The 22,475-nt window shown below is 62.8% G+C and carries 23 protein-coding genes; 15 read left to right on the forward strand and 8 right to left on the reverse strand.

Going from position 1 to position 22,475, the window contains the following annotated elements; translation table 11 throughout:
* The first annotated feature begins 64 nt into the window (after window positions 1–64).
* Both RX328_RS41715 and RX328_RS41720 read left to right on the forward strand, forming a co-directional pair.
* A complete protein-coding gene (locus RX328_RS41715; protein ID WP_213251155.1) occupies window positions 65–451 on the forward strand; it encodes a hypothetical protein in 387 nt (128 codons plus the stop codon).
* Between the two features lie 79 nt (window positions 452–530).
* Entirely contained in the window at window positions 531–1,010 is a 480-nt protein-coding gene (locus tag RX328_RS41720; protein ID WP_213251158.1) for a DUF1801 domain-containing protein, read from the forward strand.
* Window positions 1,011–1,331: 321 nt separating this feature from the next.
* On the opposite strand, the gene RX328_RS41725 is transcribed toward RX328_RS41720, so the two are convergent.
* A complete protein-coding gene (locus RX328_RS41725) occupies window positions 1,332–2,516 on the reverse strand; it encodes an FAD-dependent monooxygenase (protein ID WP_213251161.1) in 1,185 nt (394 codons plus the stop codon).
* Between the two features lie 134 nt (window positions 2,517–2,650).
* Between RX328_RS41725 and RX328_RS41730 the strand changes: the two genes are divergently transcribed.
* From RX328_RS41730 to RX328_RS41740, 3 genes are all read left to right on the forward strand, one after another.
* Window positions 2,651–3,640, forward strand: coding sequence for a Bug family tripartite tricarboxylate transporter substrate binding protein (locus RX328_RS41730; RefSeq protein WP_213251163.1), 990 nt, complete (start codon window positions 2,651–2,653; stop codon window positions 3,638–3,640).
* Between the two features lie 147 nt (window positions 3,641–3,787).
* On the forward strand, window positions 3,788–4,768 hold the full coding sequence (gene mepA, locus RX328_RS41735) for a penicillin-insensitive murein endopeptidase (protein WP_213251165.1): 981 nt from the start codon (window positions 3,788–3,790) through the stop codon (window positions 4,766–4,768).
* Window positions 4,765–5,289: a Spy/CpxP family protein refolding chaperone gene (locus RX328_RS41740; protein ID WP_213251167.1), complete on the forward strand. Its 525-nt coding sequence runs from the start codon at window positions 4,765–4,767 to the stop codon at window positions 5,287–5,289. Before mepA ends, RX328_RS41740 begins: the two co-directional genes overlap by 4 nt.
* Window positions 5,290–5,331: 42 nt before the next feature.
* On the opposite strand, the gene RX328_RS41745 is transcribed toward RX328_RS41740, so the two are convergent.
* From RX328_RS41745 to RX328_RS41770, 6 genes are all read right to left on the reverse strand, one after another.
* On the reverse strand, window positions 5,332–6,102 hold the full coding sequence (locus tag RX328_RS41745; protein ID WP_213251170.1) for an ABC transporter ATP-binding protein: 771 nt from the start codon (window positions 6,100–6,102) through the stop codon (window positions 5,332–5,334).
* Entirely contained in the window at window positions 6,095–6,763 is a 669-nt protein-coding gene (gene modB / locus RX328_RS41750) for a molybdate ABC transporter permease subunit (RefSeq protein ID WP_213251173.1), read from the reverse strand. The genes RX328_RS41745 and modB overlap by 8 nt, the downstream gene beginning before the upstream one ends.
* A 2-nt stretch (window positions 6,764–6,765) precedes the next feature.
* Window positions 6,766–7,548 (reverse strand): molybdate ABC transporter substrate-binding protein, encoded by a 783-nt coding sequence (gene modA, locus RX328_RS41755; protein WP_213251175.1) that lies wholly within the window; start codon window positions 7,546–7,548, stop codon window positions 6,766–6,768.
* Between the two features lie 449 nt (window positions 7,549–7,997).
* Entirely contained in the window at window positions 7,998–9,842 is a 1,845-nt protein-coding gene (gene ilvD, locus RX328_RS41760) for a dihydroxy-acid dehydratase (RefSeq protein ID WP_213251179.1), read from the reverse strand.
* A gap of 135 nt (window positions 9,843–9,977) precedes the next feature.
* Complete coding sequence (locus RX328_RS41765) at window positions 9,978–11,171, reverse strand: CaiB/BaiF CoA transferase family protein (RefSeq protein ID WP_213251182.1); 1,194 nt, start codon at window positions 11,169–11,171, stop codon at window positions 9,978–9,980.
* Window positions 11,172–11,322: 151 nt separating this feature from the next.
* A complete protein-coding gene (locus RX328_RS41770; RefSeq protein WP_213251184.1) occupies window positions 11,323–12,252 on the reverse strand; it encodes a glycine/sarcosine/betaine reductase selenoprotein B family protein in 930 nt (309 codons plus the stop codon).
* A gap of 276 nt (window positions 12,253–12,528) precedes the next feature.
* Here RX328_RS41770 and RX328_RS41775 point away from each other — a divergent pair, with 276 nt between their 5' ends.
* Together RX328_RS41775 and RX328_RS41780 are read left to right on the forward strand one after the other, a co-directional pair.
* Window positions 12,529–12,810: a hypothetical protein gene (locus tag RX328_RS41775; protein ID WP_213251187.1), complete on the forward strand. Its 282-nt coding sequence runs from the start codon at window positions 12,529–12,531 to the stop codon at window positions 12,808–12,810.
* Window positions 12,811–13,008: 198 nt separating this feature from the next.
* Window positions 13,009–13,236: a dodecin gene (locus RX328_RS41780; protein WP_213251189.1), complete on the forward strand. Its 228-nt coding sequence runs from the start codon at window positions 13,009–13,011 to the stop codon at window positions 13,234–13,236.
* 58 nt (window positions 13,237–13,294) lie between these two features.
* Here RX328_RS41780 and RX328_RS41785 read toward each other — a convergent pair whose 3' ends face one another.
* Window positions 13,295–15,088 (reverse strand): potassium/proton antiporter, encoded by a 1,794-nt coding sequence (locus RX328_RS41785; protein ID WP_213251191.1) that lies wholly within the window; start codon window positions 15,086–15,088, stop codon window positions 13,295–13,297.
* Between the two features lie 224 nt (window positions 15,089–15,312).
* On the opposite strand from RX328_RS41785, the gene RX328_RS41790 reads away from it, so the two are divergent.
* The 8 genes from RX328_RS41790 (at window position 15,313) to RX328_RS41825 (ending at window position 22,464) form a co-directional block, all read left to right on the forward strand.
* Window positions 15,313–16,623, forward strand: coding sequence for a mechanosensitive ion channel family protein (locus RX328_RS41790; protein ID WP_213251193.1), 1,311 nt, complete (start codon window positions 15,313–15,315; stop codon window positions 16,621–16,623).
* 115 nt (window positions 16,624–16,738) lie between these two features.
* Entirely contained in the window at window positions 16,739–17,563 is an 825-nt protein-coding gene (gene map, locus RX328_RS41795) for a type I methionyl aminopeptidase (protein WP_213251195.1), read from the forward strand.
* Window positions 17,564–17,802: 239 nt separating this feature from the next.
* The gene (locus RX328_RS41800; protein WP_213251197.1) at window positions 17,803–18,762 is read left to right on the forward strand and encodes an MBL fold metallo-hydrolase; all 960 of its coding nucleotides are present in this window, start codon (window positions 17,803–17,805) and stop codon (window positions 18,760–18,762) included.
* A 169-nt stretch (window positions 18,763–18,931) separates the two neighbouring features.
* On the forward strand, window positions 18,932–19,459 hold the full coding sequence (locus tag RX328_RS41805) for a hypothetical protein (protein ID WP_213251199.1): 528 nt from the start codon (window positions 18,932–18,934) through the stop codon (window positions 19,457–19,459).
* Between the two features lie 144 nt (window positions 19,460–19,603).
* Window positions 19,604–20,317, forward strand: coding sequence for a RadC family protein (gene radC / locus RX328_RS41810; RefSeq protein ID WP_213251201.1), 714 nt, complete (start codon window positions 19,604–19,606; stop codon window positions 20,315–20,317).
* A gap of 216 nt (window positions 20,318–20,533) precedes the next feature.
* Window positions 20,534–21,109, forward strand: a complete 576-nt coding sequence (locus RX328_RS41815; protein ID WP_213251203.1) for an HdeD family acid-resistance protein — start codon at window positions 20,534–20,536, stop codon at window positions 21,107–21,109.
* A gap of 57 nt (window positions 21,110–21,166) precedes the next feature.
* On the forward strand, window positions 21,167–21,385 hold the full coding sequence (locus RX328_RS41820; RefSeq protein ID WP_213251205.1) for a hypothetical protein: 219 nt from the start codon (window positions 21,167–21,169) through the stop codon (window positions 21,383–21,385).
* A 50-nt stretch (window positions 21,386–21,435) separates the two neighbouring features.
* Window positions 21,436–22,464: a patatin-like phospholipase family protein gene (locus RX328_RS41825; RefSeq protein ID WP_213251207.1), complete on the forward strand. Its 1,029-nt coding sequence runs from the start codon at window positions 21,436–21,438 to the stop codon at window positions 22,462–22,464.
* The last annotated feature ends 11 nt before the right edge of the window (window positions 22,465–22,475 follow it).

The raw sequence follows: 22,475 nt of genomic DNA on the forward strand, positions 1-22,475 counted from the left end.
CTAGGAACCCCCACGCAAGGCGCGCGTTGCTTGCCGGTAACCGCAACAACGAGGGAGATACCACATGCCCCGCGGTGACAAGTCCAGCTACACGACCAAGCAGAAACGCAAGGCCGAGCATATCGAGGAAGGTTATGAGAAGCGCGGCATCGGCAAGAAGGAGGCCGAGCGACGCGCCTGGGCCACCGTCAACAAGGAAACCGGTGGCGGCAACAAGAGCGGCTCCGGTCGCGGCGTGAAAGACACCAATGTCGCGGCGAAGCGAGGCGGCCGCATCGGCGGTCCGCGCGGCGGCAAGGCCGCGGCCAGCCGGCCCGCAGCGGCGCGATCACGCTCGGCCAAGAAAGCAGCCGCCACGCGCAAGCGAAAAGCAGCGTCAAGGTCCAGTGCGCGCAAGACGTCACGATCCAGCACAGCAAAGACGTCGCGATCAGGCACGCGCAAGAGATAGGCGCTTCGTTTTCGCTTCCGACGGCTTGCATCCTGCTTTAGGTTCTCAATGGAGCCTGGCAGGATACGCTGACATCGCAATGAAGAAGGCGGCACGGAAGCAAGCTGCAAAGCGCATCGCCAAACGGGCGAGCGCTGACACCCGGGACGCTGCGGTGGAAGCCGTATTCGCGGCCTATCCTAGCTCGGTCAGGGCAAAACTACTTGCGCTGCGCCGCCTGATCTTCGATACCGCAAAGACCACCGAGGGCGTCGGCACCCTGGAAGAGACGCTGAAATGGGGGCAGCCGAGCTATCTCACGACCGAGAGCAAGAGCGGCAGCACGATCCGGATCGACCAGGTGAAGGCGGAAGCCGGCCGCTACGCGGTCTATTTCCACTGCCAGACCAATCTGGTCGAGACCTTTCGCGAGTTCTATCCGGAACTGTGCTACGGCGACAACCGCAGCATCCTGCTCGACGCCGATGAAAAGCTGCCCGAGAAAGAGTTACGGCACTGCATCGCGCTGGCGCTGACGTATCATGCGCGGAAGCGGAAGGCGGCGAACAGGCGCGCGTAGCCCGGATGGAGCGAAGCGAAATCCGGGGGCCTATCGTGCAGCGAACCAGCCTGTTCCGGATTGCGCGGAGCCTGTCATCGGCGCGCATTCGCGCGACCCGTTGGCTCCATCCGGGCTACGGCTGCGCCTACGCCACCAGCGCCGCACCTGCCGGCGCGCTCGAGTTGCCTTGCATCTTCAACAGACCGACGATCTCCGCATTGGGCCGCGCGCGGCTGAACAGGAATCCTGCCCCTCCTGGCATCCCTCTTGCGCAGGCAGTTTACCTCGGCCTCGCTCTCGACAACTTCCGCCGTGATCCTGAGCGTCGGGAACGCCCGCTCAGCACAGCGAAGATGCCGCCGCTTGCGCTTCGGGCACGACGTCGTGATCGTAAAGCCGCCTGCGGAACGCCGCATGCGCTGATATCTCGGCATCGCGTACGCCGAGATCGGCGTAGGACGAATCGTAGCGCATCCCATTCTCGCGCGCACCGCGCTGAACCGCTGCTACCCGCTCGCGCCTCAACCGCTCATAAGCCAGCAGCGCCGCCGGTACGTTGGCGCGCGACGCCCGCGCCAGAATGGTTGCGAGCGCCATGCCGTCCTCGATCGACTGGTTGGCGCCCTGGCCGAGATGCGGCAGCATCGGATGCGCGGCATCGCCGAGCAGCGTCAAGCGCCCACGCGTCCAGGCCGGCAGCGGCTCCCGATCGTACAGCGCCCAACGGAACGTCCTGTCGACCTGGCTCAACAACGCGCCAATGCGCGGGTCCCAGCCCTCGAACTCGCGGCGAAGCACGTCGGGATCTCCGGGCGCAGACCAGGACTCCTTCATTTCCGCATCGGCCGGCACGAAGCCGACATAGTTTATGAGTTCGCCCGATCGGACCGGGAAGCTGAGGAAATGTTTACCCTGGCCCAGCCACATCTGCCAGCGATCGGTCGGCCAGTGCGGAATGCGCCGATGCGGCAGCACGCCGCGATAGGCGACGGAGCCGTGAAAGACCGGACGGGACGGCGGCGCCGCATAGCGCCGGAGCTCCGAATGGATGCCATCCGCGGCAACGACGATGTCGCCTTGGACGACCGCACCATTGGCGAATGTCACACGCGCAACCTGATCGGCCTGCTCGAAGCCCGTGGCGCGATGGCCCGTGCGAACCACCGCGGGCGGCAATGCGCTAGCCAGAATCTCGACCACGTCCGCGCGATGCATGCCGAACGTCGCGTTCCAGCCCGCGGAGTCCGTCACCTGAACCGGGGCGATCGGCGCGCCGTCGTGGCGAAAATAGTGAGAAGCGGGACCGACCCTGGCTCCCCGTCTTTCCACCTGATATCCGAGCCCCACCCGCTGCAATTGCCGCACGCTGTTGGGTGTCAGAAATACCCCTGCCCCGACCTCGCCAAGCGCGGGCGCCTGCTCATAGACGGAAACATTGAAGCCGTGAGCGATCAGCGCGTTCGCGGCGAACAATCCGCCGATGCCACCTCCAATGATCACAACGGTGAGCTGCGGCTGCGTCATCATCCCACGCGAAAAAAGCTTCGGAAGCTTGCTCGTTCAAGCTATCCTCACTTGCTGCAAACACCAAGTGCCGGCGCGGACAGTTTTAGACCGGACGAAGAACGACAGCGGGAGGAGTTTCAATGCAAGGCTCCATGCCAGCTCTGCTTCTCGCCCGCCGTAAACTGGCGCTGCTGCCGCTGGTTCTGATCTTGTCCGCGCTTTTTTGTGCGCGTGCATCGGCAGCCGACTATCCGGACCGCCCCGTGAAGATCGTCGTCCCCTTCCCCGCTGGAGGAACGGCGGATGCCATTCCACGGATCGTCGCGGACTGGCTGTCACGCAAATGGAGCCAGCCGGTGGTGATCGAAAACCGTACGGGCGCCGCAGGAAACATCGGTGCCGAACAGGTCTTTCATTCAGCGCCCGACGGCTACACCCTGCTCTCGTCGCCGCCGCCGCCGCTCGTCATCAACCAGAATTTGTACCCAAGGCTCGGCTTCGATCCGACGAAATTCGAGCCGATCGTCGTGATGGCCCAGGTACCGAACGCGCTGATCGTCAATCCGAACAACGTCAAGGCATCGAGCGTGCCCGAGCTTATCGAATATCTGAAAGGCAATTCCGACAAGACGATCTGTGCCACGCAGGGCAACGGCACGACCTCGCATCTGACGTCGGAATTGTTCCAATCGATGGCGAAGGTGAAGCTGCGGCACATTCCCTATCGCGGCTCGGCGCCCGCGCTGCAGGGGCTTGTCGCCGGCGACGTCGACGTCATGTTCGACAATCTCGGCGTCTCGCTCGCGCTCGTTCAGGCGGGCAAGTTGAAATTGCTGGCGGTGGCCTCGTCCGAACGGCTCCCGGCGCTGCCGGACGTGCCGACGATCGCCGAGACGTTGCCGGGTTTCGAAGCGGTCGCCTGGTACGGCATCGTGGCGCCGCCCAAAACTCCGAAAAACATCGTCGAGAAGATCAATGCCGATGTGAACGAGGCCTTGCGCCAGCCCCAGGTGCAGGATCAGCTCAAGAAACTGTCCGCAGGCATTTTCGGCGGTCCGGTCGACAAGTCATCCGCTTACATGCGCGAGGAAATCGACCGGTGGGCCGCGGTGATCAAGTCCGCCAACATCGAGTTGCAGTGAAGGCCGGCGTTAATTGATCACGATGCGGGTGTTGCGCGGATAGTTGCGCTGGAGTGGGGTCACGCAATTGCGCTTGCGGCGCCTGTCCTCTCTTACCGGTTTCATGCTAAGTTTGCCAATCGAGCGATCCCTGAACTCTCTGGTCCGATGAACCCCCGCCTGTTTCTGATCCCCCTCATAGCCTTGATAGCCGCCGCCAATGCCGCGAGTGCATGGGCGCAGGACAAGGGCACGGTCCATCCAAAACCGCTGCCGCCGCTTGCCAATCCCGATGATCCCAACATCGCCGCCAAGGAGCTGTTCGGCCGCAAGGTTCTGCCCGCGGCGATGCCGACGCGCGTGCACGGGTTTTACGCCCATGGCTGCATCGCGGGCGCAGAAGGGCTGCCGATCGACGGCGACAATTGGCAGGTGATGCGGCTGTCGCGCAATCGCTATTGGGGCCATCCGGATCTGGTCGCGCTGATCAAACGGCTGGCCGCCAGAGCGCGCCGGGATGCGGGCTGGCCCGGCATCCTGGTCGGCGACATGTCGCAGCCGCGCGGCGGACCGATGCTTACCGGGCATGCCAGCCATCAGGTGGGGCTCGACGCCGACATCTGGCTGACGCCGATGCCGAACCGGCAGCTATCGCGCAACGAACGCGAGGAGATGTCCGCGGTGATGATGGTGCGCAGCGACCGGCTCGATATCGATCCGCACGCCTGGACGCCGACGCATCTTGCGGTGATCCGCGCCGCCGCGCAGGAGCCGACCGTACAGCGCATCTTCGTTAATGCCGCGATCAAGAAAGCGTTGTGCCGTGAAGCCAAGGGCGACCGCTCCTGGCTCCACAAGGTGCGGCCGATGTACGGCCATGACTATCACTTCCACATCCGCATCAAATGCCCGCCCGGCGCGAGCGAATGCGAAAGCCAGCCCGATCCGAACGAGGGCGAAGGCTGCAGCGCGGGCGATCTTGCCTACTGGTTCAGCGACGCGGTGCTGCATCCGAAGCCGCCGAAAGTGCCGCCGAAGCCGAAGCCGCCGATGACGATGGCTGCGCTGCCGCCCGCCTGCAAGTCGGTGCTGAACGCACCGGATGCCAAACACGAAGTATCAAGCCGACCCACCGGAGAACGACGATGAAGATTTGGCCACTGATTGCATCGATCGCATTCGTCACGAGCGTACACGCACAGACGCCGTATGCCGGGATGCAGGCGCGCCCGATCAAGGCGCTTTCCGATCAGCAGATTGCCGACCTCGGCGCCGGCCGCGGAATGGGCCTGGCGCTCGCAGCCGAGCTGAACGGCTATCCGGGGCCATTGCACGTTCTCGAGCTTGCCGACAAGCTCGAACTCTCCACCGAGCAACGCGCCAGCATGCAGCGCCTGTTCGATTCCATGAAGGCCGAAGCGATGCCGCTGGGCGCCAAGCTGATCGAGCAGGAAGCCGAACTCGACAAGCAGTTTGCCACCCGCACGGTCACGCCCGAAAGCTTGAAGGCGTCCACCGCGGCCGTTGCCGCCACGCAAGGGATGCTGCGCGAGACCCATCTGAAATATCATTTGTCGACCGGCAGCATTTTGACCCCGTCGCAAATGACCAAGTATGCAGAGTTGCGCGGTTACGGGAGCGGCGGGCACAAGCGACACCATCATCATTGATAGGGCCGGCAGCTTCAATTGGTAAATCCACGTCTGAGCCCGTTACCTCGACTGCGATCCCGTGGAGCGAGTACTGATCCGCTCTATTAGCTGATCTGGCAGGTCTAGCGCCTCGACTACTCGCTGGTTCACGGGAGCTTTCATCAGCTCTGCGGGTGTCCCAACTTGCAGGGTTTCTCCCTTATCGATGACGCACATTCGATCCGCGAGGGATGCCGCTTCATCGAGATCATGTGTGACCATAACAATCGGGATTTGCATGACCTTCCGTAGCTCGGCAAGTTCGTCGCGGAGCTTGCGCCGGGTGCGACGATCAACAGCGGAGAAGGGCTCGTCCATAAGCAGCACTGCGGGGCTACGTGCGAGCGCGCGGGCAACGGCAACACGCTGCTGTTCTCCCCCGGACAATGAAGCGGGATATCGACTATCGAATCCTTGAAGGTGCACAAGAGACAGCAGCTCTTGCGCCTTTGCGTCTCGCGCTGCCTTCGGGCTCCGTCCCAGCGCCGTCGTCACATTTCGAAGCACTGTCATATGTGGAAACAGGGCATAGCCCTGAAAAACCAAACCCACCGGACGCTCGTGCGGAGGGACATGCACGCCGTTTGCAGCATCAAGCCAAACATTGTCTTGGCAGCTAACACGCCCTTCGCGAGGCCGGTAGAGACCTGCGATTGAACGAAGAATAGTGGTCTTGCCGGCCCCCGACGGTCCCACCAAGGCCAGTAGCTGATTTGGCGCACATGAGAACTCGACATCAAGAGGAATGGGCCCTTCCTGGCGCAACCGAACTTGCAATCCGCTGTCAGGCATAGCGACGTCCGATCCGAGCAGAAAGAAAGTAGGTGACCGAAAGTGCAAGTAACGAGAGCGCAAGCAGCAACACCGACATGATACCCGCTGCGTTGTTGTCGAATGCCTGAACTCGATCGTAGATGGCAACAGCAACGGTCCTGGTCTCCCCCGTGATATTGCCCCCGACCATGAGCACTACTCCGAACTCCCCCAGCGTATGGGCGAATGCGAGCACCATACCGGTAACGATTCCGGGCCAAGCCAACGGAAGATCGATCGTGAGAAATACTCGCCATGGCGAAAGCCCCGAACAGGCGGCGGCTTCTCGTATCTCGACCGCAATAGCCTCGAACCCTCGTTGCACAGGCTGCACGACGAAGGGAATGTTTGCGATCAACGAAGCAAGCAACAGCCCTTCGAAGCTGAAGGCGAGCGGATGACCGCTGATGGCTTGCCAGAGCTGTCCCAAGGGAGAATTGCCGCCAAAGGCTACCAGCAGGTAGTAGCCAAGAACGGTCGGCGGCAAGACCAGCGGCAGCGCCAACAACGCCTCAACAAAGCCCTTGCCCTGGAACCGATTGAAGGCGAGCGCCCGGCCGCAGATGATTCCCAACGGCAGAAGGACGAGCACCGTCAAAGCTCCCAGCTTGAGCGATACAGCAAGGGCCGACCAATCCATATTTAGGACGCTTCGCCAGGCAGGATGAACCCAAACTTGCGGAATACCACGCGGGCTGCTGGCATCTGGACGTAGCGATAAAATTCTCTGGTTACAGGGGTCGCGTTTTTCATCAAGACCATCCGCTGTCGCAACGGCTGATGCCATTCGGCAGGAATCAGAACAAATGAGCCGAGCGAGCTGACGGCCGGCGCAAGCGCGAGCGAATAGGCAAAGATGCCGCCTTGCGCCGCCCCCGATGTCGCGAACTGCGCCGCTTGTGAAACGTTCTCTCCCAACACGAGCTTTGGCTTGATCACGTCCCACAGACCTCGATTCCTCAACGCCTGTTCAGCGGCGCGCCCGTAGGGGGCGTGCTCGGGATTAGCAATTGCAAATTTCTGTATGCGACCATCTACGGTTGCCGCGCTAACATCATCGAGCTGACCGTCTGCTCTAACGGGAGAGCCCTTCGGAACGAAGAGAACAATGCGGCCCTCCGCGTAGAGGATGCCACGATCCATTGTCTTGCCTGCGTCTGCGAGCTGGAAAACAAAACCTTCGTCAGCCGACATGAACATTTCGAATGGCGCGCCCTGTTGCAACTGGCGCGCAAAATTGCCCGATGACCCGAAGTTCAGTCGCACCTCCTGGTGAGTCTCGGCTTTGAATTTGGCAGCGACCTCCTCCAATGCAAACTTTAGATCCGACGCAGCAGCGATAGTTGGAGTCTCTTGCGCGTGAACTCCGCTTGCGGCAATCGTTCCAAATAGGATCAGCAGAAGGCGTGAGAGGAAGTGAGGCATGATGGCTCCCTGCGCAAGCGCGTACGTGTTCAATCGACGGGATTGAGTGCGCTCGTTGCCATCGTAACGAGACAGCACGGCGGCTTACGGCTCACCGTGCGGATGCATACAATCCTAGCATATAGAAATGGGAGCGCGAGAGGCAAGTTTGTTCGGTTTGAGCAAATCTGCGTTGCAGCCGTGGAGCTGCGTCAGTTCGCGACGCAGATCGTGATGCTCAAGCGCGGCCGCGTCACCGCGCTCGGCAGCGTCAAGGTGCTGACGTAGCGCGTCCTGAGCTAGATAAGGGCAACCGCGACGAGACTGCCCTCCCTCTCCCGCTTGCGGGAGGGCCGGGGTGGGGTGTCGCCACGAGTCACACTGCCCGTGTGGATAGAGCTTCCCCCACCCGGATCGCATCTACGATGCGATCCGACCTCCCCCGCAAGCGGGAGAGGTGAAGAAGTTCGTCACTCCGGCACAATCCGCACCGCACCGCGGGCGGCGCTCGTCGTCAGCGCCGCGTAGGCTTTCAGCGCCATCGTCAGGTTGCGGCTGCGCTTCTTGGCGGGCTTCCAGGCGTCCGCCCCGCGGGCCAGCATGGCTTCGCGGCGCTTCGCCAGCGTGGCGTCATCGACCACGAGGCTGATCGAGCGCGCGGGGATGTCGATCTTGATCAGGTCGCCGTCTTCCACGAGGCCGATCAGACCGCCTTCGGCGGCTTCTGGCGAGATGTGGCCGATCGACAGGCCCGAGGAGCCGCCGGAGAAGCGGCCATCGGTGATCAGCGCACAGACCTTTCCGAGTCCCTTCGATTTCAGATAGCTGGTCGGATACAGCATCTCCTGCATGCCGGGCCCGCCGCGCGGTCCCTCATAGCGGACAACGACGACGTCGCCGGCCTTGATCTTGCCGCCCAAAATGCCCTCGACCGCCGCGTCCTGGCTTTCAAAAATCCGCGCCGGTCCTTCGAACTTCAAAATACTCTCGTCGACGCCGGCGGTCTTCACGATACAGCCGTCGAGCGCGAGATTGCCCGAGAGCACTGCGAGGCCACCGTCCTTGGAGAAGGCGTGCGCGGCGTCGCGGATGCAGCCGGTGGCGCGGTCGGTATCGAGTTCCTCGAACCGGCGCTCCTGGCTGAACGCGACCTGCGTCGGCACGTTGCCCGGCGCCGCCGTGAAGAATTTGCGAACGCTTTCGCTCTTGGTGCGCACGATATCCCAGCGGCCGAGCGCGTCTTCCAGCGTCTTGCTGTGAACCATCGGCAGGCCGCGGTTCAACAGTCCGGCGCGATCGAGTTCGCCGAGGATGGCCATCACGCCGCCGGCGCGGTGAACGTCTTCCAGATGCACGTCCGCTACCGATGGCGCCACCTTGCACAGCACCGGCACGCGGCGCGACAGCCGGTCGATGTCCAGCATCGTGAACGGCACCTTGCCTTCGTAAGCCGCCGCCAGCAGGTGCAGCACCGTGTTGGTCGATCCGCCCATGGCGATGTCGAGCGTCATCGCGTTCTCGAACGCCTTGAAGTTTGCGATCGTCCGCGGCAGCGCGGTTTCGTCCTCCTGCTCGTAGTAGCGCCGCGCCAGATCGACGATCAGATGGCCGGCTTCGACGAACAATCCCCTGCGGTCGGCATGCGTCGCCAGCACCGAACCGTTGCCAGGCAGCGCCAAGCCCAGCGCCTCGGTGAGGCAGTTCATGGAATTGGCCGTAAACATGCCCGAGCACGAGCCGCAGGTCGGGCACGCCGAGCGCTCGATCACTTCCACATGGGCGTCGCTGACGCTGGTATCGGCCGCGGCGACCATGGCGTCGATCAGGTCGACCGCGCGGACCTTGCCCTTGAGGTTGACCTTGCCGGATTCCATCGGGCCGCCGGAGACGAACACGGTCGGGATGTTGATGCGCAGCGCCGCCATCAGCATGCCGGGCGTGATCTTGTCGCAGTTGGAGATACAGACCATCGCGTCGGCGCAATGCGCGTTGACCATGTACTCGACGCTGTCGGCGATGATTTCGCGCGAGGGCAGGCTGTAGAGCATGCCGTCATGGCCCATCGCGATGCCGTCGTCGACCGCGATGGTGTTGAACTCCTTGGCAACGCCGCCCGCCTTCTCGATCTCGCGTGCGACGAGTTGGCCGAGATCCTTCAGGTGCACATGGCCGGGCACGAACTGGGTGAAGGAGTTGACCACCGCAATGATCGGCTTGCCAAAGTCCTCGTTCTTCATCCCGGTGGCGCGCCAGAGCCCGCGGGCGCCCGCCATGTTGCGGCCGTGGGTCGTGGTTCGGGAACGATAGGCGGGCATGATCTATCCTTCTTGGATCGGGAAAGGCGTCTTTTAGACGGTAAGCCCGGCCGCTCAAAGCGGCTTGGTGCAGGGTCGCCATGCGCAGGCATGCTCAAAACGGGACAGGAGCCAACGCCCCTGCCCCGGCTACCGCTAGACGACCTCGCGCGTGCGCAGTTCCGCGATCGCAGCTACGTCGTAGCCGAGCGAGGCCAGCACCTCGTCGGTGTGGGCGCCGAGCGCGGGCGCCATGCGGTCGAGCCGTCCGCCGCCATGGGCGAGCTGAAAGCCGCTGCCGGCAAAGCGCAGGCGGCCATAGGGCGTATCGATCTCCTGAATGGCACCGCGCGCGGCGATCTGCGGGTGGTCGATCACCTCCTCAATCTTCCAGATGCTGGCACAGGGCGCGCCTGCGGCTTCCAGGAGCTTTTCCCACTCGCGCGGGTCCTTCTTCGATAGCGCCTCCTCGATGATGGCCCGCAGCGCCGGCTCGTTTTCCTGCCGGGCAAACCAGTCGACGAAACGCGGATCCTCCAGCGCATCGGCGCGGCCGAGCGCCGTCATCAGCGCGTGGTATTGCTTCTCGCTGTTGACTGCGAGCAGCAGATAGCCGTCGCCGGCCTTGAACAAATTGGCGGTCGGCCTTCGGCTCACGGCCTGATTGCCGGAAAGCTGCTGGCGGTGGCCAGCGACTGAATAGTCCGCGACTTGCCCGGACAGGAACGCCAGCGTCGCCTCCAGCATGGAGACGTCGACCAACTGGCCCTTGCCGGTATGGGTGCGCTGGAACAGCGCGCTCGACACGCCGAAGGCTGCGGTCGCGCCCGACAGGACGTCGCAGACCGCGAAGCCCGCGCGCGTCGGCCCGGTCTCAGGATGGCCGGTGATCGACATGATGCCCGACAGCGCCTGGATCTTGCCATCATAGCCGGCGCCCAGCCGCTCGGGACCGGTCTGGCCGAAGCCGGAGATGGCGCAATAGATCAGCCGCGGATTAATGGCCGAGAGCGCAGCGTAGCCGATGCCGAGCTTGTCCATCACGCCGGGGCGAAAATTCTCCATCACCACATCGGCTTGGGTTGCGAGCTGTTTGACGATGGTGATCGCCTCCGGCCTCGAGAGATCTAGAGTGAGGCTGCGCTTGTTGCCGTTGATCGCTTGCCAGCCGGGAGCCAGCCCCCGCTCGGCCCATTCGCGGCTCAGCGGCGTGCGGCGCATGTCCTCGCCCTCGCGCCGCTCCACCTTAATGACGTCGGCCCCGAGCAGCGCGAGCTGGTAGCTCGCATAGGGGCCAGCCAGCACCTGCGTGAAGTCGAGAATCTTCACGCCTTCAAACGGTCGGGTCACGTCTATTTCCTCCTGATTCTTCCCTCTCCCCTTGTGGAGAAGGTGGACGCGACGCGCGGAGCGTCGCGGACGGGTTTGTCTCCGCGGAGAGAACCCTTCATCCGGCGCGGACTTCGTTCGCGCCACCTTCTCCCACAAGGGAGAAAGGGCGTCACGCCGCCCGGTTACCGCGCGCGATTTCCTTCTGCTTGTCGAACTCGGCGCGACGCCGCGCCAGTTCTTCCGGGCTCATCTGCGAGACGTTGTTGTAGTCGAGCTTCCAGGAAGCATCTTCGCTCCAGCGCAGCGGCGACTGCATCGTGGTGCGCGCGCCGGGCGCGGATTCGAGCAGCCGCAGCGCCAGTTCGAGCGTCAGCGCCTGCGACTCCAAATCGTGCGGCTTGCCGGCGGAATTGCCGAGCGGGAAATCCGAGAACAGGAAGCGCGGCGCGGCCGCATGTTCGACGATATCCTTGGCGCAGCCCATTACCACGGTGGCGATCCCATTGGCTTCGAGATGGCGCGCGACCAGCGCGGAGGTCTGATGGCAGACCGGGCAGTTCGGAACGATCACGGCGGCATCGACCTTGTCGGCGAGGCAGCGGGCTAGGATGTCGGGCGCATCGACGTCGATGGTGACGCGGTGACTGCGATTGGTCGGCGCGCCGAAGAAGCGCGGCGCGACTTCGCCGATCCGCCCGGCGGCCCTGGCCTTCAGAAGCTGTGGCAGCGGAAACCAGGTGCCGCTGTCGGTGGCCGTAGTGTGCTTGCGGTCATAGCCGATATGCGAGATGCGCAAATCGTGCTCTTTCGAGGTGTCGCCGTCATAGACTTGGTAGAACTTGGCGCTGCCGTTGTACGCCGCGCCCGGTCCCTGATCGCCCTTGGTGGGATCATACTGGGCCGCCGTGGTGACGATGGTGACGCGCGATTGCGCCAGCGGCTTTTTCAGCGGCTGGAACGGCGCGTCGACATAATGCGCCCAGCGGTAGGGCGTGGTGTAGCCGATCGCCGCGTAGTAGTCGCGGGTCCGCTGCATATAGGGAACGGCAGAATCATAATCGGGCGCAAAACCGAGCTGGTCGTCAGAGGGGCCGGACATTGTTGTGTCTCTCCTGCGTTTCCACCGTGCGGCCGTGAAGCGGGCCTTGTCCCGCAAGCTAATGACACTCCGTTCATTCCTCAACTGCGGATATTGCATCAGACCTGCGCGGGATCGGTTCCTGAGCGCACGAATGCAGGCTGGATGGCATTGAACGATTGCTGCGTGCTGCAGGTCACACGTGAACGCGCGTTCACAAAAATCCCTCGAACTTTCTCCACCCCGGCCGCGTCTCACAGGCATATCAGGCAATCACGCCTGGATTGGAGAATGTAAATGCTTCGCAAGATTACCCTCGCTGCCGTCGCCGCCATTGCCATGACCGCGGCTGCGGTCGCACCGGCGTCCGCCGGCGGCAAGCATGGTGGCCATCACGGCCACGGCCACGGTCACGGTCATCACGGCCACGGTCACCATGGGCATGGCCATCATGGGCATGGTCACTGGGGCCATCGCCACTTTGGAACATCGTTCTATGTTGGCGGGAGCTGCTACAAGACCATCTTCACCAAGTATGGTCCGCGTACCGTGTACGTCTGCGCTCCCTACATCTATTGAGGGCGCATTGCAGATGACGGGAAGGCCTCAGCCGACGGCTGGGGCCTTTTTGTTTGTTGAAACGCTCCTCAGCCGCCAGCTTTCGATGGAACTGAAGAGCTTGAGAACTCGTTCAGAATGGACACGCTCCTGATCGCATCAGAATTTTGAACAGGAGGATGCAGGCGCAGGCACCAATCGCCGCAACGGAGGTTAGCAATGCCGCATACCGCTGGAACGACGGATCACGTCTACAAGATCCTGGATCTCGTCGGATCTTCCGAAAAGAGCATCGAGGAAGCAATTCAGAACGCCATCACCCGCGCATCAAAAACCATTCGCGAAATGAAATGGTTCGAAGTCGTGCAGACCAGAGGCCATATCGAAAATGGATCTGTTCGTCATTACCAGGTCACCTTGCGGGTCGGGTTTACGCTGGAGGAGTAAGTCCCGGTGAAGTGGCGGCGCCAGCGCTAGCGGACTTGGAGGAGCGGCGCCGACGGAATCAAACGCCTGCCACCGACGACCAGATCTCCGCAAGCTTGCGCTTGAAGGCCTGCCAGCTTGTCAGGGGCACGACCTTCTCCTCCTCTTCCGGCAGCCGCAGGCCAACCACGTTGACGCGGCCGCCACTGATATTGCGCGCGACAAGGACGATGGGATCCAATGCCAGCTCCGCGCCTTCTTTCGGCGCGTGGTCGAGATGGACATCGAAATAATCCGATAACGTCAGCTTCGCCTGATCCTCGCTGATGGCGACGCCATAGACCTCCGCCAGCTCGCCCAGCGTGTGCTCGCCCGACACTATGAAATCCCCGAGCAGATGCGGGTCGGGCGCCGTGCTCGGCGGCATATCGACAAAGAAACGATCCAGCGCCTCGGCCTTCTCAGGCGGCGCCAGCAGATAGACGTAATCGCCGGCTTCGATCGGATCGGCCTCGGCGGGCGAGAGAATCCGCTCGTCGCGGATGACGAGCGTCGGCTTCGACCAGGATGGCGTAAGGCCACGCCGGAAATACAGGCTCTTTGCCCGTACCGGATAGCCGACCAGTTGCTGCTCGAGCTGGCCGGGCAGATCGAGTTCGACGCGCCGCGGACCGCGCTCGACGCGCGGCAGCGCCACGTGCAGCCACCGCGCCGCCGGCGCCAGTGTCCAGCCCTGCAGCAAGAGCGAGATGATGACCACGACAAAGGCGACGTCGAAATAGAGATAGGCCTTTGGCAATCCGACCAGCATCGGGATCGAGGCGAGGAAGATCGCGACCGCGCCACGCAGGCCGGTCCAGGCGATGAAGATCTTTTCCCGCCAGTTGAACCGGAACGGTACCAGGCACAGCAACACCGCGATCGGCCGCGCTACCAGCATCAGCACCAGCGCCACGATCACGGCCGGACCGACGCTATCCAGCAGGCGCTGCGGCGATGCCAGCAGCCCGAGCAGGACGAACATCACGATCTGTGCCAGCCAGGTCGCGGCATCGAGAAACGTCACCACCGAATTATGGGCGCGCGTCGGCCGGTTGCCGACGATGATTCCCGCGAGATAGACCGCGAGAAAGCCCGACGCGTGTGCAATCTGCGCTACACCGAAAACCACCAATGCAGCGGTCGTGACGAAGGGCGCATGCAAGCCCTGCGGCAGCGCCATGCGATTGAGCGCCAGCACCACCAGACGACCGCCGACCACGCCGAAGATGGCGCCGAGCAGGCCTTCACGGGCGAGTTCGAATGCGACATGGCCGAGCGAGCTTTGACCGATGGAAATGAATTTGACCAGCATCAGGGTGAGGAAGATTGCGAACGGATCGTTGGTGCCGGATTCCACTTCCAGCGTCGCCCCCACACGGGGACGCAGGCGCAGGCCCTGGGTGTGGACGAGCAGAAACACCGCAGCGGCATCAGTCGACGCCACCACCGCGCCGACCAGCAGCGACTCGGACCAGTTCAAGTCGAGCACGTATTTGGCGACCGGCGCTGATATCAGCGCGGTGAGCAATACGCCGATGGTCGCCAGCACCATCGATGGGGCAAGCACCGTGCGAATGCTCTGAAATTTGGTTCGCAAACCGCCGTCGAACAGGATCAGCGCCAGCGCCACCGAGCCGACCAGATAGGTGGTGCGGACATCATCGAAGCTGAGCTGGCCCGGTCCGGCATCGCCCGCCAGCATGCCGATCAGGAGGAACACCAGCAGCAGGGGCGCCCCGAAGCGCAACGCAAGCAGGCTCGACAGGATGCCCGCCATCACCAGAATGGCGCCCAGAAAGATGGCGATGCTGACCGAGTCGAGAGAAGCCATGAACCTCCGATATCGTCGCAAATACTTGCAATTGCATCCTTATCGTTGCCACACTTGATCGCCAACCCATTTTCTGCGATCGCGGCAATGTGCCCGATTTACCGGCCTGACCTTCGCCCGTAGCTGCGTGTCGATGGCATCCGCACGTCGCCTGTGAGAATCTGCCTGCTATTCGCGAATCACCTTTGTCTGATGAGGCCAGAGCCTCGAACGAGAATTTTCCGATGGACCTGAAAGAGATCATCGAGATCCTGCACAACGCCGCGCGTTCGGTCGGCGCGGAGGTCACCTCGCCCTGGTTCTATCTGCAACTCGGACTGATCCTGACGGCCGCAGGCATCGCCTGGGCCAGCGCTGCCGCCGTGCGCTCCAGGATAGACGTTTCATCTGTGGCAATGGGCTGGCCGGCGCCGTTCCGGCTGTTCGTCCGCGTGCTGGTCGGCAGCACATCGACGGCGGTGTTCGCACTCCTGATGACGCTGGCGCGCGGGATCATGATTGCGTCGACCTGGCCGAGCCGCAGCTATCTGCTGGCGGTTGCCGCCAAGCTCGCCTTCGCGTGGCTGGTCATCAATCTCATCACTTCGGTGATCCGCAACACCTTCGTGGTGCGGCTGGTGTCGATATCGGCCTGGCTGGTGGTGGCCCTGAGCATCCTGGGCCAACTCGAGCCGGTGGTCGAGGCGCTCGACTCGGTCTCGATCGTGCTCGGCGATCTCAGGCTGACGCCGCTGCTCCTGATCAAGCTCGGCGCGCTCCTGATCGTGGCGTTGTGGCTGACCAACATCGCCAGCAATTTCGTGGAAGGCCGCATCACCCGGTCCGGCGATCTGACGCCGTCGATCCAGGTGCTGCTGGTCAAGATCGTCCGCTTCACGCTGATGGTATTTGCCATCGCGATTGCCCTGAGCGCGGTCGGCATCAACCTCGCGGCGCTCGCGGTGTTCACCGGCGCGGCCGGCGTCGGTATCGGCCTCGGCCTGCAGAAGATCGTCGCCAACTTCATCAGCGGCATCATCCTCTTGGTTGACAAGTCGGTGAAGCCGGGCGACCTCGTCACCATCGGCGACAACACCGGGCGCATCAGTACGATGAAGACGCGCTACATCTCGGTTGCCGCCGGCGACGGCCGCGAGTTCCTGATCCCGAACGAGGATCTGGTGACGCAGAAGGTCGTGAACTGGACCTACACCGACAAGAACACGCTGGTGAAGGTGCTGTTCAGCACCAACTACGATGCCGATCCGCGGGCGGTGTGCAAACTGGCCATCGACATTGCCGACGCAGTGCCGCGCGCCATCAAGAACAAGCCTCCGAACTGCATCCTGACCGAATTCGCCGAGGCCGGTATGAAGTTCTCGCTGACCTTCTGGCTGCCCGATCCTGACGGCCTCGACAACGTCAAGAGCGACGTGATGCTGGCGCTGTGGGACGCGTTCAAGCGGGAGGGGATCCGTGTTCCCTATCCGGTCCGCGAAATCCGCGTGCGCGGCGGCGCGCTGCCGGTCGAGCCCGTGGTGGAAGTTTCTGGCTAGATGCAAGCCTTTTAAGGCCGCGCCGTGGTCCAACTCGGCTTGCGCTGACCGGTCGGATCATTAAATTAGGCAGTCAAAATCAGCCCTTTTTCCGTTCCAGAAGCATGACCCACCCATGAGCTATATCGAAGCCACCGACACCTCCTTGCGAAAAACCGGCCAGATCAAGCTGCATGGCGCCAGCGGCTTCGCCGGCATGCGCAAGGCCGGCGCGCTGGTGGCCAAATGCCTCGACGAACTCACCGACGTCGTCAAGGCGGGCGTTCCGACGTCGCGGATCGACGAATTCGTGCGCGACTTCGCCTTCAGCCACGGTGCCTATCCGGCGACGCTGATGTATCGCGGTTACCGCTACTCGACCTGTACCTCGATCAATCACGTGGTCTGCCACGGCATGCCGGGCGACCGCGCGCTGAAGGAAGGCGACATCGTCAATATCGATGTCACTTTCATCGTCGACGGCTGGTATGGCGATTCCAGCCGGATGTATGTGATCGCTCCGATCGCCCGCAAGGCCGAGCGGCTGATCGAGGTCACCTATGAGGCGATGATGCGCGGCATCGCCGCGGTGAAGCCCGGGGCCACCACCGGCGACATCGGCCATGCCATCCAGAGTTTTGTCGAGCCGCAGGGCATGAGCGTGGTGCGCGATTTCTGCGGCCATGGCCTCGGGCGCATGTTCCACGACGAGCCCAACATCATCCATATCGGCCGGCCCGGCGAAGGCGTGATGCTCAAGCCTGGCATGTTCTTCACCATCGAGCCGATGATCAATCTCGGCAAGCCGCATGTAAAAATCCTGTCCGACGGCTGGACCGCGGTGACCCGCGACCGCTCGCTGTCGGCGCAGTTCGAGCATTCGGTCGGCGTCACCGCGACCGGCGTCGAGATTTTTACGCTGTCGGAGCGCAACGGCGAGAAGCCGCTGGCTCCGGCCTAACTGGGTCAGAGGCTCGCTTCAACCGGCCATCCGTCCCGGCCGCGAGTCTTGCTTGCAAATGCCTCGCATGTGCTGAAAGCCCTGCCTTGCCGAGAGCCACGCCGCATTGCGGCAACACGCCTTGTCATTGAGCTGCAATAGCACCGGAATATCCCGGGTTGTGCGGGGTAGCATCTACCGCGAGCCCTTCGGAACGGAAGTCTCTGGCGGGCAAAAGAGCAACCAAGGGAGCAAGGGCAATGTTCGAAATTTCACGTCGCGATCTGGTCCTCGGGAGCACGGCGGCAGCGCTCGTTTTCGGCCTCAAGGGACCGGTTTCATTCATCGGCGCGGCGCATGCACAGCGCGCCGCTGACAGCCTCAAATTCAAGGTCGGCGAGATCGAGGCCTTCAGCCTGCATGAGGGCAGTGTCGAGCGCGTCCTCAATGAAGGCTTCGTGAAGAATGCCTCGCTCGACGACGTCAAGAAGGCGCTGACGGCCGGCGGGATCGGTCCGGACAAATTCGACAATCCATTCACCGTCACCGCGATCCGGACCGGCGGCAAGGTCGTGCTGTTCGACACCGGCTTCGGCAGCAACGGGCCGCCGACTGTGGGCAAGCTCGCCGACAACATGAAGGCGGCCGGCCTCGACCCGGCTAGCGTCTCCACGGTGGTGATCTCGCATTTCCATCCCGATCACATCTCCGGCCTGTGGGTGAAGGAGACCAACGCGCAAGTATTTCCGAATGCGGAAATCCTGATGCCAGAGGTGGAGTACAAGTTCTGGACCGATCCGGCGCTGGTAGAGAAGATGCCGGAATCCTTCCGCCCCCACGTCAAACGGATTCAGGCGACCTTCCCGACCTGGAAGAACATCAAACAGTACAATGACGGCGCCGAGCTCGCGCCCGGCGTGAAGGCCATCGCCACGCCCGGCCACACCATCGGGCACATGTCGTTCCTGGTCGCATCGGGCGGCCAGCAATTGTTCATCCAGAGCGACGTGACGGGTATCCACCAGTTGTTCGTCCGCAATCCCGGATGGTTCTCGATGTTCGACTCGGATGGACCCAAGGCGGAAGCCACGCGGCGCGCGTTCTTCGATCGCGTGATCGCCGAAAAGGGCATGATCGCGGGCTATCATTTCGGATTCCCGAACGTCGGCACGCTGACGAAGGACGGCAACGGCTATGCGTTCGCGGCCGTGAAGGCCTGACGGCGCGATAATCTGAAATGGATCGAAGGCGCCGTGCTTCGCGCGGCGCCTTTTCTCCATCCGAAATCGGCCACACCGGCAAGCGCCGTCAACCGCAATTTTTTCCAAGCGCTGAGCCCCTCATTTGGCAAGTCTTCCGAAGATCACGAACATCAGCGGGAGAACATCTATGGCCAGCGAATTGTTTTCATTCATCGATGCACTGTGCAGCAACGGTCCGGCGGCGGACCGCGCCGACAAGATGATGCTATACGGCCGCTTCGTCGGCGCCTGGGACGGCACCGTGACGGTGCACCCCGCAAAAGGCGAGCCGTTCGGCTCCAGTTGCGAGGTGCATTTCGGCTGGGCGCTGCAAGGCCGGGCAATCCAGGACGTCTGGATCGTGCCCTCGCGCACCGGACGCGCGACCGGCGAGGGCGACAGGATGTACGGCACCACCTTGCGGATCTACGACCCGCAACAGGACAACTGGCAGATCATGTTCGTCGACCCGGTGAGGCAATCCTACAACCGGATGACCGGTCGTCAGGTCGGCGACGACATCGTGCAGGAGTATCGCGATGCCTCGGGCACGATTTGCCAGTGGTGCTTCACCGAGATCGAAGCCAACTCGCTGCACTGGATCAGCCGCGAATCGACGGACGAGCGGAAGACGTGGCGGCTGACCGGCGAATTCCATCTTAGACGCAGGGCGTGATTCAATCATCGGGCCCATCGCGCGATAGCGCGTCCCGGCGGCAGCGTTTCACCGGCCTCTACCGGCTGGCGTAGACGCCTAGAGGATCAATCACTGCGATTTTCGTGGTTGCAAAATTTCTCTCCCACGGCACATTTGGTGCCGATGCCCGCCAAGATTGATCCAACGGAAAGCCCGGACAGCGACAAGCCGCACTACCACGGCCATCGCGAGCGGCTGCGCGAGCGGTTTTACGGCGCCGGGCCGGAGGCGCTGAGCGACTACGAGCTGCTGGAGATGGCGCTGTTTCCGGCCCTGCCCCGGCGCGACACCAAGCCATTGGCAAAAGCGCTGTTGAAAAAATTCGGCTCGTTCGCCGAGGTCATTCACGCGCCGGTGGCACGCCTGCGCGAGGTCGATGGCATTGGGGAAGCCTCGATCAACCAGATCAAGCTGCTCGCCGCGGCTGCGAGCCGGGTCGCGAAAGGTGAGATCAGGCGCAAGATTGCGCTCTCCTCCTGGAACGATGTGATCGATTATTGCCGGAGCGGCATGGCGTTTGCCGACAAGGAGCAGTTCCGCCTGTTGTTCCTCGACAAGCGTAATCAACTGATCGCCGACGAGGTGCAGCAGACCGGCACCGTCGACCACACCCCGGTCTATCCGCGCGAGGTGATCAAGCGGGCACTCGAACTATCGGCGACCGCGCTGATCCTCGTGCACAACCACCCCTCCGGCGATCCGACGCCGTCGCAGGCCGATATCCACATGACCAAAGCGATCATCCAGATCGCGACTCCGCTCGGCATTTCCGTGCACGACCACATCATCGTAGGCAAGAACGGGCATTCGAGCCTGAAGGGGATGCGGCTGATCTAGCCTACCGCTACCGCTCAATAGTCGCTTATCCCAACGGGACGACCAGCACCGCGGCGTGGCAAGACCTCGCACAAACTACGACCGAAGATATCGAAATCAGGTGATCACAATGGCCAGTTGTGCTAGTCTTCACGTGTCGAATGTCCCGCGCCGCGCACTGTCGCATCGACGGACCGACAAATAACGTCGGATAGGTTTTCGCATCGGAGGACCGTCATGACCAGCACTTCAGACACCGTAAAAAGCCCTCAGGCCGGTTCGGATACGGCGCCGCTGCGCGCCAAGTGGGGCTGGATCGTCGCGCTCGGCGTCGTCTATCTGCTCGCCGGGCTTATCGCGCTTGGCAGCGTCGCGATGGCCACTGTCGTGAGCGTCCTCGTGGTCGGCGTGATGATGATCATCGCCGGCGTCGCAGAAGTGTTTGGCGCCTTCCAGATCAAGAGCTGGGGCAAATTCCTGCTCTGGGCCCTCCTCGGCGTGCTCTACATCATCGCCGGCTTCGTCACGTTCCAGAATCCGCTGCTAGCCGCTGTGCTACTGACCCTCGTTCTCGGCGCATCGCTGTTGGTCTCGGGCATCATGCGAATCGTGCTGGCCTTCAGCATGAAACGGGAAACGCCCTGGATCTGGGTGGCGCTATCAGGCGTAATCACGCTACTGCTCGGCGTACTGATCCTGGCGCGCTGGCCGGTTTCGAGTCTCTATATCCTCGGCCTGTTCCTCTCCATCGACCTCCTCATGGCCGGCGCTGGTTGGATCGGACTCGGCTTCGGCCTGCGCCGCGCTCGCTGAGGTGTGGTTAGCGGGCTGCGCGTAGCGCAGTCTCTTGATCGACGAAAAGGAGGCGCCATGCGCTGGATCTACCTCGCCGTCATCATTCTGTTCGTCGCTGCGACAGTTATCTTCGCGCTGCAGAACTTCGAGGTCGTCACCATGTCTTTCCTCGGCATCAATGCCCGCGTGCCGCTCGCGCTGCTGGCCGCCGTCGCCTACCTCTTGGGCGCGGCAACGGGTGGCAGCCTGTTCGCATTGCTGCGTCGATCCTACGAAGGGTCGAGGGGGCTATAGCAGCGTCCCGGGGTTGAGTGTCGTTTCATCTCCGATCAACGAGGGTGATGATGGACGAAACAGCGCGCGAACCTGTCCTGGTGGACCTCGCTTTGCAGGGCGGAGGCTCCCACGGCGCGTTCACCTGGGGCGTGCTCGACCGGCTGATCGAGGAGCCGTGGCTGCGGATCGAAGCAATCTCCGGCACGTCGGCGGGCGCAATGAATGCAGCCCTGGTGGCCGACGGGTGGACGCAAGGCGGTGCCGATGGCGCGCGGGTGGCGCTCGCGGCCTTTTGGCGAGGTGTGTCGCGCGCTGCGGCGTTCAGCCCGCTGCAGCGCTCGCCGCTCGACCGGCTGATGGGCCGCTGGACGCTCGACACGTCACCCGCCTATGTCGCCATGGACCTGATGGCCCGTGTGCTTTCGCCTTATGATCTAAATCCGCTCGGCCTCAACCCGCTGCGTGCCATCCTCGCCGAAAGCATCGATTTCGACCGACTGGCCCGGGCACCAATCAGGCTGTTCGTCACCGCGACCAGTGTGCGCACCGGCCGCGGCCGCATCTTCCGCAACGCGGAGATCACGGCCGACGTCCTGCTTGCCTCGGCTTGTCTACCGACCATGTTCCAGGCGATCGAGATCGACGGCGAACCCTATTGGGATGGCGGCTATGCCGGCAATCCGACCCTCACGCCGCTGGTGCGCGAAAGCGACGCTCACGACACCATCCTAGTGCAGATCAATCCGCGCGAACGACCAAAACCGCCGCGTACGGCGAACGAAATTCTCAACCGCCTCAACGAGATCTCCTTCAACTCGGCGCTAATGAAGGAATTGCGCATGATCGCACTGCTACGGCAGGTGGCGGACCCCGGACACGGCGAGGGCGCGCGCTGGGCCGGAATGCGCACGCACCGGATCATGACCGACGCACTCACGGAATTCGGCGCATCATCGAAACTCAACGCTGAATGGGAGTTCGTTTCGCTGCTTAAGGAAGAGGGACGCAAGAGCGCCGACGCATTCCTTAAGGCGCATGCTGACGACCTCGGCCAGTGCTCCACCGCCGATATCGATGCACTGCTTGCGGAGTGCTGAGGGCGATGACT

It is taken from the genome of Bradyrhizobium sp. sBnM-33 (assembly GCF_032917945.1).
In the GTDB taxonomy this organism is placed as follows: Bacteria; Pseudomonadota; Alphaproteobacteria; order Rhizobiales; family Xanthobacteraceae; genus Bradyrhizobium.